General features: G+C 54.5%; 13 protein-coding genes. 3 read left to right on the top strand and 10 right to left on the bottom strand.

From position 1 onward, the window contains the following. Positions 1-32: 32 nt before the first annotated feature. From hpt to cueO, 4 genes are all read right to left on the bottom strand, one after another. Positions 33-569, bottom strand: coding sequence for a hypoxanthine phosphoribosyltransferase (gene hpt, locus ACUTSU_RS14220; protein ID WP_012146700.1), 537 nt, complete (start codon positions 567-569; stop codon positions 33-35). A gap of 136 nt (positions 570-705) precedes the next feature. Beyond that, entirely contained in the window at positions 706-969 is a 264-nt protein-coding gene (locus tag ACUTSU_RS14215; RefSeq protein ID WP_445651781.1) for a type II toxin-antitoxin system RelE/ParE family toxin, read from the bottom strand. Beyond that, positions 969-1,160, bottom strand: coding sequence for a type II toxin-antitoxin system RelB family antitoxin (relB, locus tag ACUTSU_RS14210; RefSeq protein WP_445651875.1), 192 nt, complete (start codon positions 1,158-1,160; stop codon positions 969-971). Before relB ends, ACUTSU_RS14215 begins: the two co-directional genes overlap by 1 nt. Before the next feature lie 108 nt (positions 1,161-1,268). After that, positions 1,269-2,960: a multicopper oxidase CueO gene (gene cueO, locus ACUTSU_RS14205; protein WP_445654304.1), complete on the bottom strand. Its 1,692-nt coding sequence runs from the start codon at positions 2,958-2,960 to the stop codon at positions 1,269-1,271. Between the two features lie 221 nt (positions 2,961-3,181). On the opposite strand from cueO, the gene ACUTSU_RS14200 reads away from it, so the two are divergent. From ACUTSU_RS14200 to speD, 3 genes are all read left to right on the top strand, one after another. Continuing rightward, entirely contained in the window at positions 3,182-3,529 is a 348-nt protein-coding gene (locus ACUTSU_RS14200) for a YacC family pilotin-like protein (protein WP_445651874.1), read from the top strand. A 110-nt stretch (positions 3,530-3,639) separates the two neighbouring features. Continuing rightward, positions 3,640-4,500 carry a polyamine aminopropyltransferase gene (gene speE, locus ACUTSU_RS14195; protein WP_445651779.1) on the top strand — a complete coding sequence of 287 codons (861 nt, stop codon included), beginning with the start codon at positions 3,640-3,642 and terminating at the stop codon, positions 4,498-4,500. Positions 4,501-4,655: 155 nt separating this feature from the next. Continuing rightward, on the top strand, positions 4,656-5,450 hold the full coding sequence (gene speD, locus ACUTSU_RS14190; RefSeq protein ID WP_445651778.1) for an adenosylmethionine decarboxylase: 795 nt from the start codon (positions 4,656-4,658) through the stop codon (positions 5,448-5,450). A 56-nt stretch (positions 5,451-5,506) separates the two neighbouring features. On the opposite strand, the gene ACUTSU_RS14185 is transcribed toward speD, so the two are convergent. From ACUTSU_RS14185 to acnB, 6 genes are all read right to left on the bottom strand, one after another. After that, on the bottom strand, positions 5,507-6,265 hold the full coding sequence (locus ACUTSU_RS14185) for a DeoR/GlpR family DNA-binding transcription regulator (RefSeq protein WP_445651777.1): 759 nt from the start codon (positions 6,263-6,265) through the stop codon (positions 5,507-5,509). A gap of 13 nt (positions 6,266-6,278) precedes the next feature. Then, positions 6,279-7,292: a D-threonate 4-phosphate dehydrogenase gene (locus tag ACUTSU_RS14180; RefSeq protein WP_445651776.1), complete on the bottom strand. Its 1,014-nt coding sequence runs from the start codon at positions 7,290-7,292 to the stop codon at positions 6,279-6,281. Beyond that, complete coding sequence (gene dtnK, locus ACUTSU_RS14175) at positions 7,252-8,523, bottom strand: D-threonate kinase (protein ID WP_445654303.1); 1,272 nt, start codon at positions 8,521-8,523, stop codon at positions 7,252-7,254. Before dtnK ends, ACUTSU_RS14180 begins: the two co-directional genes overlap by 41 nt. Continuing rightward, the gene (locus tag ACUTSU_RS14170; protein ID WP_445654302.1) at positions 8,520-9,476 is read right to left on the bottom strand and encodes a 2-keto-3-deoxygluconate permease 1; all 957 of its coding nucleotides are present in this window, start codon (positions 9,474-9,476) and stop codon (positions 8,520-8,522) included. Before ACUTSU_RS14170 ends, dtnK begins: the two co-directional genes overlap by 4 nt. A 206-nt stretch (positions 9,477-9,682) precedes the next feature. Continuing rightward, positions 9,683-10,045, bottom strand: a complete 363-nt coding sequence (gene yacL / locus ACUTSU_RS14165) for a protein YacL (RefSeq protein WP_445651773.1) — start codon at positions 10,043-10,045, stop codon at positions 9,683-9,685. Positions 10,046-10,308: 263 nt separating this feature from the next. Continuing rightward, complete coding sequence (gene acnB, locus ACUTSU_RS14160; protein ID WP_445651772.1) at positions 10,309-12,906, bottom strand: bifunctional aconitate hydratase 2/2-methylisocitrate dehydratase; 2,598 nt, start codon at positions 12,904-12,906, stop codon at positions 10,309-10,311. Positions 12,907-13,419 lie beyond the last annotated feature (513 nt).

Genomic DNA, 13,419 nt, shown 5'->3' with positions numbered 1-13,419 from the left:
TCAGAGGCGCGGTTTACCGCGCCTACCGCATATTACTCGTCCAGCAGTACCACTTTACCCACGTACGGCAAATGGCGATAACGCTGAGCATAGTCGATGCCGTAACCCACCACAAACTCGTCCGGGATCGGGAAGCCCACGTACTCAACCGGCACTTCGACTTCACGTCGTTCAGGCTTATCCAGCAGGGTACAAATCGCCAGCGATTTCGGCCCGCGCAACGCCAGAATTTCGCGCACTTTATTCAGCGTATTGCCTGAGTCAATGATGTCTTCGACGATCAGGACGTCTTTGCCACGGATGTCTTCATCCAAATCCTTGAGAATTTTTACGTCACGGGTGGTGGACATACCGCTGCCGTAGCTGGAGGCGGTCATAAAGTCGACCTCATGCGGCACCTCAATGGTGCGACATAGATCGGCCATGAACATAAAGGAGCCGCGCAGCAGCCCGACCAGCACCATATCACTGCCGCTATCGCGGTAATCTTCGGTAATCTGGCGGCCAAGTTCGGCGATACGGGTCTTAACTTCCTGCTCGGAAATCATTACTTCTACAGTGTGTTTCATAGGTTTCAGGTCAGTTGCCGGAAGAAGGGCGCAGAGTTTAGCATAGCCTGCAGCCGCTGGCGACGCGAGTCCGCCGCCTGGTTATTCTACCGGAACTGCGTATCGACTAAGTTTAGGGTATAGCTCGAGGGTATTCCTAACGGGCATGAAGCACACTTAGTACCTCGATATACTCCGCCAATACGCGATAAATCACGATGTAATTTGGGTGTACCACTATTTCACGAGTTCCTGCTACGCGGCCAGATCGAAACAAATAAGGATGTTCAGTTACTGGAATTACCGACTCTTCTATACGCTGCATCAGCGACTCAGCGGCAACTGGATTTTGTTCCGCGATAAAAGCGAGCAGGGTATATAACCCCGTTTTTGCCTCGTCAGTCCATTTGACGGTCAGCATCAGGCTGATTTTCTTTTGGCTTTAGCTTCTTCGATAATGTTGCGGGCCCCTGCCATGACTTCATCATGAGGAATCAAAGGCGCACGACTATTGATTGCTGCCTCAACCTGGCTGCGAAACCAACGGTCATAGCTGTCAGCCTGCTCTTGAGTTTCAAACTCTGAGACAATAGGGTCCAATTTTGTCGGCATAATGCCCCCCTCCTTAGCTGAAATTTTAAACAGCATAGCCACTTCCTATGGCCAAACCAAGCGCTGGCGACGCGAGTGCGCCGCCAGTTTTTTCCAGCGTGGGTTGAATCAGTCGGTTACGGTAAAGCCCAGCATCATGCCGGTATCTTCATGTTCCAACAGGTGGCAGTGGGCCATATAGGCATGATCGCTATTGGCCGGGTGATCAAAGCGTACCAATACTTCACTGCGCCAACCTTCGACCCGCACGGTGTCTTTCCAGCCGCTGCGGTGAGCTGCCGGAGGTTTGCCGTTTTCCGACAGGATGCGGAACTGGGTGCCGTGAATATGGAACGGATGCAGCATCATGTCGCCCTCACCCGAAATGGTCCATTTTTCGTATTTGCCGCGCTTGGCTTCAAACATCGGCTTGGTCATGTCGAAGGCCTTGCCGTTGATCATGTTGCCGTGACTGAAGTCGAACGGTTTGGCACCATGATCCATCCCTTTCATATTGCCGTGGTCCATCCCCTTCATACTACCATGGTCCATCCCCTTCATACTGCCATGGTCCATCCCCTTCATACTGCCATGGTCCATCCCCTTCATACTGCCATGGTCCATGCCTTTCATGCCGGCCATATCACCATTGTCTTTAGGCATGCTGCCGTGATCCATGCTCATGCCGGCCATGGCCTGATGACCGTAACGATCCATCAATGCCTGCATACCCAGCTTATCCAACTGCGGGTTCATCATCAGTTGCAACCAGCGTTCCTGGATCCCGCTTACCGCCGGTATTGCAGGCAATTTGACCAGGCTGTCCGGCATGCTCTTGATACCCTGCGCCAGCGAAGGCTGAATATGTAATACCGGCAGCGGCTGGTCGAACGGGGCCAGCGTCATGCCCATCTGTTTAACCGGCAGCGTAACAATATCGAAGGGTTTACCGTCGGAGGCATCCACCAGCACTTCAAAGCGTTCGCCCATCAGCATCGGCAGTTCGGTCAGCTTGACCGGCTCGGCCAAAAAACCACCGTCGCTGGCAATCACGTAGAGCGGACGATTATCGCTGGTTGCCAGATTCAGTGAACGCGCGTTACAACCGTTGAGGAAACGCAAACGCAGCCAACCGCGCGGTGCCACATGCCGTGGGTACTGGGCGCCGTTGGTGAACATACGGTCACCAAACCAGCCTACTGCGGCACTCATTACGTCCAGTTGGTATTCAATCTGTGCATCTTTACCCAGCCGCTTGTCCTGCAGGATCACCGGAATATCATCCTGCCCCCAGGTTTTCGGTAGCGGCAACTTACTGCTCTCATCGTCTTCCAGCAGTACCAACCCCGCCAGGCCCATCATCACTTGCTGACCGGTCTTGCCGTGAGTGTGCGGATGGAACCAGCAGGTGGCGGCGGGCTGTTCAACTGTGAATTGCACCCTGCGCGTGGTGCCTGGCTGAATTAGTGCCTGCGGGCCGCCATCAACGTCACCGGGGATTTCCAGGCCGTGCCAGTGAACGGTACTGGCCTCCGGCAAGCCATTGCGAATATCCACCGTCACCGGCTTGCCGCGCTGCAATCGCACCGCAGGCCCCAATAACGCACCATTAACTCCCCAGGTTTGGGTAGCCCTACCCGGCAGCCAGTTCATTTCTCCAGTTTGCAGCGCTAGCGCAATGTTCCCTTGAGCGTCCGGCATCAGCAGCGGCGGGATCGGCAACGCTGGCAGCTCAGCGGCCCACAGGCCCCGGCTCCACATGGGTAAAGCACTTGCCGCGCCCAGCGCAGCGGTCAGTTTGATAAAATCACGGCGTAACATCGCTGACTCCCTTTTTCAGTGTTCGACACTTAATGCGGCACAAGCTGCACCGCAACTTGAAAGAGTATGGGTATAGATTGATCTGTTCACAGCCTAAACCCTCCCCTTAGCGGAAGGTCAAGCCTTTGCTGCCGGTTATGTTACCTACAGGTAATAAAATTTGGTGCCTTTATAGGCAAGTGTGATAACGTCTGTGGACAATAAAAAGGTCTATTTTCATGATGAAAAAAACAACGTTACTGGTGCTGTTGCTCACCATGCTGGGGTTCTCCAACGCCAGTCTGGCGCTGAATGAGTCTGAAGCGGAAGATCTGGCCGATCTGACGGCGGTCTTTATTTATTTGAAAAACGACTGCGGCTACAACGACTTGCCCAATGCCCAAATCAAGCGCGCCATCGTTTATTTTGCTCAGCAAAACCGTTGGGATCTGACCAACTATAATAGTTTTAATATGAATGCGCTGGGTGAAGACAGCTATCGCGATCTCAGTGGGATCGCCATCCCTACCCCCAATAAATGCAAATCCCTGGCACGCGACTCGCTGAGCCTGCTGGCATACGCCAACTAATCCTCCCGCCTTGCGCTACCTCTGTTTGAAATTCAGCCGTGCATCACCAGGCAGAGTTAGCTATGATGTTGCGCCAATTTTTCATGGCTGTTATTACGGAGTCCCCGCACATGACCCAGAAAGAAATTTGGTATGAAACGCTGCATGCCAACTTCGGCCAGTACTTCTCGGTAGAGAACGTACTGTATCGTGAGAAGACCGAGCATCAGGATTTGGTGATTTTTGAAAACCCGGTTCTGGGGCGCGTGATGGCGCTCGACGGCGTGGTACAAACCACCGAGCGCGATGAGTTTATCTATCACGAAATGATGACCCACATCCCGCTGCTGGCTCACGGCCAGGCGAAGAAGGTGCTGATCATCGGTGGTGGCGACGGCGCCATGCTGCGCGAAGTCAGACGCCATCAGGGCGTAGAGCAGATCACCATGGTTGAAATCGACGCCGGTGTGGTCGAGTTCTGCCGCCAATATCTGCCCAACCACAATGCCGGTGCTTACGACGACCCACGCTTCAAGCTGGTGATCGACGACGGCGTCAACTTTGTTAATCAGACCGATGAAAAATTCGATGTGATTATCTCTGACTGTACCGATCCCATCGGCCCCGGCGAAAGCCTGTTCACCTCAGCATTCTACGAAGGCTGCGCACGCTGCCTGAACGAGGGCGGCATTTTTGTTGCGCAGAACGGCGTGTGCTTCCTGCAGCAAGACGAAGCGGTCAATAGCCACACCAGGCTGAGCCAGTACTTCAATGACGTCAGCTTCTATCAGGCGGCAATTCCGACCTATTACGGTGGCATCATGACCTTCGCCTGGGCGAGTCAGGATCCGACTCTGCGTCAGCTTGATCTGACAACGCTGCAACATCGCTTTCATCAAAGCGGCTTAAACTGTCGTTATTACAACCCGGCAATTCACGCGGGCAGCTTTGCTCTGCCGCAGTATTTGCTCAACGCACTATGCCCAAAATAATTGGAGTTGCATCAAGGCGGCCAGTGAGCGAACCCCGGGGAGCTTACTCCTGTAAGTGATTCGGGTGAACGAGCACAGCCAACGCAGAGGCAGCTTCAAGTATGCCGGGAATGAACGTTTCACGTTAAGCGAGAAGATAAAGGAGGTGAACCAAATTGCAAAAGCTAAAACTGCACGGCTTTAACAACCTGACCAAGAGCCTGAGTTTTTGTATTTACGATATTTGTTACGCCAAAACTGCGGATGACCGCGCTGGCTATATCGCCTACATTGACGAACAATACAACGCCAATCGCCTGACCGAGATCCTGAGCGAGACCTGCTCGATCATTGGCGCCAATATTCTGAATATCGCCCGCCAGGACTATGAGCCTCAGGGAGCCAGCGTCACCATTCTGGTCAGTGAAGAACCGATGGATCCGAACGATGTCGATACCTCGGAGCACCCAGGTCCACTGTCAAAAACGGTGGTTGCGCACCTGGACAAGAGCCACATCTGCGTTCACACCTATCCGGAGAGCCATCCGGAAGGCGGTTTGTGCACTTTCCGCGCCGATATCGAAGTATCGACCTGCGGCGTAATCTCACCGCTGAAAGCGCTGAATTACCTGATCCATCAGTTGGAATCCGACATCGTTACCATGGACTACCGCGTGCGCGGTTTTACCCGCGACGTGAATGGCGTGAAGCATTACATCGATCATGAGATCAATTCGATCCAGAACTTTATGTCTGATGATATGAAGGCGCTGTACCACATGATGGACGTGAATGTTTATCAGGAGAACATCTTCCATACCAAGATGTTGCTGAAGGATTTCGATCTGAAGCACTACCTGTTTAATGCCAAACCGGATGCGCTGAGTGCCGCCGAACGTAAAAAGATTACCGATCTGCTGTGGAAAGAGATGCAGGAAATCTATTACGGACGGAACATCCCACACCTGTAATCGCTGGCGGGCGCTTTATGCAGCGCCCCTGGAGATTCAATACATTGCGCTGAGCGTTATACCAAATGCAGGCCACCGGGTAGATCGGTCAGTTGACGTTGAACGGTGGCAGGCAACGCCTTATCGGTAACGATATCCGTCAGGTTGCCAAGTGGGGTCACACAGAATAACGAGTAAGCCTCGTACTTGCTGCTGTCTGCCAGCAACACCCGCTGGCGTGCATTGGCCATCAGATCCTGCTTCAGACCCACCTTCTCTTCGGTTGGGGTAGTAATGCCTTTCTCAATACTCCACGAGTTACAGCTGACAAACGCAATATCCGGGTAGATCCCACGCAACAGTCTACGCCCGTGATCGCCGACACAGGACTGGCTGCTGTCATCAATCCGGCCACCGATGATGGTCACTTCGATCTGTTTAAAACCAGAGAGGAACAGGGCGATATGCAGATCGGCGGTGATCACCCGCAGCGGGAGGTGAGTCAAGTGCCGCGCCAGTTCCAGCATGGTGGTGCCTGCATCCAGCACTACCGCATCTCCAGCTTTAACCATCGTTGCAGCATACTGGGCGATCGCCCGCTTCTCCTGCGGATTACGCAGCTGCTTTTCATTGGTGGTGGGCTGTGCGGGGATAAAGCGGTTGAGGGCCACACCGCCATGGCTGCGGTTGATGATCCCCTGCTCATCCAGCTTGATCAAATCGCGCCGGATGGTGGCAGGAGAAGCATCGATAGCGCTGACCAATTGCTCAACCGTGACCAGATTATGGGCTTTGAGGTATTCCAGAATCTGGTCCTGGCGAGTTTTTGGCTTCATGACGTCCGCGCTATCACGCCAACTGAGTGGCTAATTGAATCGAGATAGCCATGCTCTCAGACTTGGCTTTACCTGTCCAGGCAATATCAAACGCGGTGCCGTGGTCGGCAGAAGTCCGGATAAATGGCAGGCCTGCCGTGATGTTAACTCCATCATAGAAGCCCAACAGCTTGAGCGGAATATGCCCCTGATCGTGATACATGGCGACCACCATATCGTAGTGCCCCTCGTAAGCCTGCAAGAACACGGTATCCGGTGGGCATGGGCCTGTAACATCAATTCCACGTTGTTTCATTGCCGCAATCGCCGGGCTGACGATGTTGATCTCTTCATCGCCAAACAGGCCATTTTCACCCGCATGGGGGTTAACCCCGGCCACCGCGATCCTTGGCTGTTTAAAACCAACGCGTTTGAGGAAGGCGTCCGCCATCGCCACCACCGTTTCAATACGTTCGGCACTCAGCGTGTCGAGGAATTTACGCAGGGCGATATGGGTTGAAACATGGATCACCTTCAACTTGTCGGTATACAGCACCATGGCGTAATCGCGGCTGTTGGTCAGCGTTGCCAGCAGCTCCGTATGACCTGGGTACAGATGCCCGGCCAGATGCAGCGCCTCCTTGTTTAACGGCGCGGTAGCAATGGCCATGACCTCTCCGGCCATTGCCAGTTCGGTAGCACGCTTTACGCATCGGTAAGCCAGATCGCCCGCCTGTGCCTGCACTTTCCCTGGTGTCAGCGCTGCGGGGTCCTCTAGCGGTTCATCAATGACGTTGATAATACCGGGCGCAAAGCGAGCCTGCGAAACTTGCAGGATCGGCCTCAATTCCACTTTTGGCACGATCCCCAACGCCTGTATGCGTTGCAACGTTTGCAGACAGCCCACCACGACCGCTGGCGTTCCCGCCAGCTCGCCTTCAGACAGCGCCTTGATGATAATCTCTGGCCCGATGCCTGCCGGATCGCCCATGGTGACCGCAATCGTGTTATTTGCCACTGTACATCTCCTCAATATAATAAAGTGCATCCCGTAGCGTTGATGCGCTGCCAAATCCGCCGGCTTTGGTGATCACCGGCAGATCGTCGATCTCGCTGTTGACGAACGTTCCGCAAGGTACACAAGGCGCCACTTCGCTGGTGATCCGATATCCTTCCGCGCCTAACGCTCTGGCTACGGCAATAGCGATATCGCCACCGGTCAGGAACAGGCCGCCAATCTGGGCCTGATTGATGATCGACAAAGTGATTGCGCCCAGCGTCTGGCTGATTTTGTCGCCTAATTGCTGGCGCGAGAGGTCATACTTTTCACACAGCGTCTCGATCACCTGGCGGGCATCAGCATCCCGACAGGTGCGTAACACGCAGTGTTGCCGATCCCGCAGCACACAGGCCGCCTGGCGAATAATTTCATCTACCGCGGTCTGGCTGTCCGGCTGCAACAAGCCTTCGACATTAATATCCAGAATGCCGAGCGACTTTTCTTCAGCTGCAAACACAATCTGCTGCCGGGTGGCTTCGCTCATCGAACCCGCAACCACCAGCACAGGTAGGCGCTGGCGAGTGGCCAGATAGCTGTTGGCTGGCAGTGCATTTGCCAACCCCGCCGCGCCCACCAGTAGATAACGGCAGTTGAGCTGCTGGATTGCCTGTGCTAATTGCGCCAAATCGCCATCGGTTTCGGCATCCACGACCACGATTGCTGGCCCGTTCTGGCTCAAGCGGGGTAATTCACTGCCCAGCTTGCCGCTGCGTACCGTTTGCAAATCCAACTCGTGGATCGGATAGGCGGTCTGCAAACCAATCAACGTCTTGATATGAGAAGAGACGATTGGCGTTTTCGGATCGCTGGCGAACTCGGTTTCCACCAGCGGCACGCCGTGAACCCGGCATTCACCATTGAGCGTTACCCGGCCCGCAGCGGGGATGGCAGCGGCAACAATAGCCAACTGTGCACCGCTGGCAAGCATCGCCGCCTCGACCTCTGCCCCTACATTGCCGCGAAAGGTCGAGTCGATCTTTTTATATACCAGAGGCGGCGTATCACTTTGACAGTAAGGCTTCAGGGCTTCGCTAACCTTGGCCCTGGCCATGTCAGGAAGTAACGCCCGGCTTTCGGTGTTGATCACCAACACATCCGTGCGTCGGGTAGACTGCGGCAACTCGTTGAGCAACACGTCGGTACGTGCTCCCTTTTTTGCCAGTTGCACACCGGTGTCATTGGCCCCGGTAAAGTCATCAGCAATCACGAGCATTTTCATGCCGCCTCCTCCAGCGCTGCGTTTTTCGCGGCATTACGCTTCGCGACCCAAGAACTGAGTATCGGAGTCAGAAGGGCGGTGGTGATCACCGAAGCGGCAATCAACGGGGCTGCCGCCGTCGCGACACTGGCCAACGAAGGGTCCGCCTGGGCAATCGCCAATGGCGTCGCTACCGCATTACCTGCGGTGCTTGATGCCGCAGCACCCGCGATACCTGAGCCCCCCACCAACCGATCGGCGCGAATGTTAAAGAAACCGCCAACAAAGGTGGTCAACACGCCGAGCAAGATCCCAGCCATACCACCTTGCAGCAGCATTTCCAGATTGATGCCAGCACCGAGCGCGAAGGCAAAGAATGGGATCAGGATCGGGCCACCTTTGGTAAGGAAGTCACGCATCTGATGGTCCAGATTACCCAGCATCATCCCGACCAGCAGAGGAACCAGAACGGCAACCAACGCCATCAGGGGAATATTCGCCATCCCTGCCGCTCCAAGCGCGATCATGGTGAAGAACGGCCCGTCATTCAGTGACAGGATGGAGATCGCCCCCACGTCCCGCTCATTACCAAACTCCCCCACCAGCGCCGCATACAGGCCACCGTTGGAGTTGCTCATCGCAGCAATGATTGCCACGCCGGTCAGGCCGAAAATGCCCTCCGCACCAAACAGATGTTCAACCCCCAATCCTAGCGCCATGGCAACCAGCAGTTTGGTCAGGGTGATGGTGCCACCTTGCAGCAGAGCCTGCGGAGCCGCTTTAAAACTGATCCCAGCCCCCATGCACAGTAGGAAAGCACCAATCAACGGCGCAGCGCCGTTTTTGAACAATGCCGTGGTGAAACCGCCGATATCCAGCGCCTGTGGAGCAAAGGTGTTGATCATTGCGCCAAGTACCAGTGGGACGACCATCATCCCCCCAGGGATTTTCTCTATTGCCGCCTTAATTTTCATCCTACCCTCGTCATTTTGATTTATTTTAATCAAAATGATTGTATTGAATCAAAAAATAACAAATGCGCGCTGTGTCGCAGATTAAAAAATCAACGACATGATTATTTGATTTTATTTAGTCATTTTAGGGGAAAGGAAAGGCGGCCGAGAATCGGCCACCTAAGATTTACCATGCAGGGGCGCTACATACCGCGCCCGTTGGAAAATCAGTAGTTCAGCATAAAGGTGCGGTAGGCCTTCAATACCTGCAAAAAGTCTTCGACGCCGCAGAATGAGAGGCTTTCTTCGTCATAGTAATTCATCCCCTCCTCCATCTCATCGCCCTCGAACTCCAACAGGTTAGCGCGGATCATCACTTCCTCCCCGTCCATCAGCAACGTGTATTCATGACCTTCCAACTGCCATTGACGCTCACTGCCCTTCACTTGCGCCGCACCGGCTTCGATGCGATCGAGCAGGTTGAAGTTGCCTTTGAGTTCTTCGTTGATCCAGTGGCCAATCGCCTCATGCCCCATCGAAAATCTGACGATCACCTGTCCGGTCACGTCACGCAGAAATTCGTAATCCATAGCACGCCCTCCTGAGCCCTTTCTCTTAGTGTAAACATTAATTCATGACTAACTCAGTGAGCGCTCGCAAAGTTGGCAACTGAGAAAAATAAAACGGGAGGCCAAGGCCTCCCGTTGAACAGTTGCGCAATATTACCCATCATTCTTCGAATTGCAACGGCGTTGACCGCCTTTATTCACCCCGGTCATTTGGTCGACCAAACTCCCGGGGATTCATTCAGTTGCCGCCTTGCCGCAACCCGAATTATTTAGGGTAACGCGGCTTAAACGGCGGTTTGGAAGATCACGCCGTCGGCTTTTTCAGTGTACTGACCCAGTTGGTCAAAGTTCAGATAACGGTAGGTATCCGCCGCTGACTTATCGACCTGTGCCATGTACGTCTGGTACTCGTCCGGCGTTGGCAGACGGCCCAGCAATGAAGCCACCGCCGCCAGTTCTGCAGACGCCAGATAGACGTTAGCGCCAGTACCCAAACGGTTCGGGAAGTTACGGGTCGAGGTGGAAACTACCGTCGCACCGTCGGCCACACGTGCCTGGTTACCCATGCACAGTGAACAACCTGGGATCTCGATGCGCGCACCGCTCTTGCCGAATACGCTGTAGTAACCCTCTTCGGTCAACTGAGCTGCGTCCATCTTGGTTGGCGGTGCCACCCACAGACGGGTCGGCAACTGGCCTTTGTGCTGATCCAGCAGCTTGCCGGCAGCACGGAAGTGGCCGATGTTGGTCATACAGGAGCCGATGAACACTTCATCGATCTTGCTGTTGGCCACATCAGACAGCAAACGCGCATCGTCCGGATCGTTTGGTGCGCACAGGATTGGCTGAGTGATCTCTGCCAGATCGATGTCGATCACCGCAGCGTATTCAGCATCCGCATCGCCTTCCAGCAGTTGTGGATCCGCCAGCCATTTTTGCATGCCCTGAATGCGACGCTCCAGAGTACGACGGTCGCCGTAACCTTCGGAGATCATCCACTTCAGCAGCACGATGTTGGAGTTCAGATACTCTTCAATCGGTGCCTTATCCAGCTTGATGGTACAGCCGGCAGCGGAACGTTCGGCCGACGCATCAGTCAGTTCGAATGCCTGCTCAACTTTCAGCTCCGGCAAGCCTTCAATTTCCAGAATACGGCCGGAGAAGATGTTCTTCTTGCCCTTCTTCTCAACCGTCAGCAGGCCCTGCTGAATGGCGTAGTAAGGGATTGCATGCACCAGGTCACGCAGAGTAATGCCAGGCTGCATCTTGCCTTTGAAGCGCACCAGCACCGACTCAGGCATATCCAGCGGCATCACGCCGGTAGCAGCGGCAAAGGCAACCAGGCCGGAACCCGCCGGGAAAGAGATACCGATTGGGAAACGGGTGTGGGAGTCACCGCCGGTGCCTACGGTATCCGGCAGCAGCATGCGGTTCAGCCAGGAGTGGATAACACCATCGCCAGGACGCAGCGAGACGCCACCACGGTTCATGATAAAGTCCGGCAGCGTATGGTGAGTGGTCACATCAACCGGTTTCGGGTACGCGGCAGTGTGGCAGAACGACTGCATCACCAGATCGGCGGAGAAGCCCAGGCAAGCCAGGTCTTTCAGCTCATCACGGGTCATCGGGCCGGTGGTGTCCTGAGAACCGACGGAGGTCATCTTCGGCTCGCAGTATTCCCCCGGACGCACGCCGGCAACGCCACAGGCGCGGCCAACCATTTTCTGCGCCAGCGAGAAACCTTTGTTACTGGCGGCCACTTCTTTGGCAATGCGGAACACATCGCTATGCGGCAGGCCCAAAGATTCGCGAGCTTTTGTAGTCAGGCCACGGCCGATGATCAGTGGGATACGGCCACCGGCGCGCACTTCGTCGAGCAGCACGTCGGTTTTCAGTTCGAAGTTGGCAATCAGTTCACCGGTTTCATGGTTACGCACTTCACCTTTGTACGGGTAAATGTCAATAACGTCGCCCATGTTCAGGTCATTAACGTCCACTTCAATCGGTAGTGCACCGGCATCTTCCATGGTGTTGAAGAAGATAGGCGCAATTTTGCCCCCCAGCACCACCCCGCCGCCGCGCTTGTTAGGCACGTGCGGGATGTCGTCGCCCATAAACCACAGCACCGAGTTGGTGGCGGACTTACGGGAAGAACCGGTACCAACCACGTCACCAACGTAGGCCAGTGGGAAGCCTTTTTTGTTCAGTAGTTCAATCTGCTTGATCGGGCCAACGCTGCCCGGCTGATCCGGCACTATGCCTTCACGTTCGTTTTTCAGCATCGCCAGGGCGTGCAACGGGATATCCGGGCGCGACCAGGCATCCGGTGCCGGTGACAGATCATCGGTATTGGTTTCGCCGGTGACTTTGAACACGGTTACGGTGATTTTTTCCGCCAGTTTAGGGCGTGAAAGATACCACTCGGCATCAGCCCAGGACTGCATGATCTGTTTGGCGTGTGGATTACCCGCTTTGGCCTTTTCTTCTACGTCATAGAAGTTGTCAAACATCAGCAGCGTATGGGACAACGCCTTGGCGGCAATCGGTGCCAGCTTTTCGTTATCCAGCGCGTCGATCAGCGGATGAATGTTATAGCCGCCCTGCATGGTGCCCAGCAGTTCAATGGCTTTCTCAGGGGTAATCAGGGGAGAGGTTGCTTCGCTTTTGGCGATGGCTGCCAGAAAACCGGCTTTGACATAGGCGGCTTCGTCGACGCCTGGCGGTACACGGTTAATCAGCAGGTCTAACAGAAATTCTTCTTCGCCTTTTGGCGGATTTTTTAATGATTCAACCAGCGCTGCCATTTGCGTTGCATCTAATGGCTTAGGGACGATGCCCTCTGCAGCACGCTCGGCTACGTGCTTACGGTATTCTTCTAGCACGACTTTCTCCTCGCTCACATTGTCATTTATTGTGCCTGGCGTTTATACCCGTCGTCTTCCAAGCCGCAGTGTTGTTACCTGCGCTCGTTCATCCCCAGTTACTTACCTGAGTAAGCACCTGGGGATGAACGAGCTGGGCGCCTAACTGCAACTTGAAAGCCATAGGGTAACTCTTCAAACCGGGTTTAGCGCACGGTGTTGATGCCATTGATCCTGACGGGGCACTGCTGTCGATATCCTGGACTGTAAAGTACAGCGCCCGGTTCCGCCCAGCCAGCATATCAGGATTTGAATTGGTTGTTAATTCGTTCACATAAAAGCAACATTAAATCTTTGCTGAATCGTTGACCACAGCGTAATCGACTGTTAGGCCGCAGTGGCGGACCTGGGTGGGTTACGCAACCAGAAAAATCTCAACCGGATGAGCACAACACAACATCCATACTTTTACAATGGTTATTAATGTATTCAGGGAAATTGGCGGGGGTCGGGCACAAAAAAACCGCCATAAAG

The sequence above is a fragment of the Serratia sp. NA_13 genome, assembly GCF_052691735.1.
Note: the sequence above shows the minus strand (reverse complement) of the source record. Positions and strands in the feature narration are given on the sequence as shown.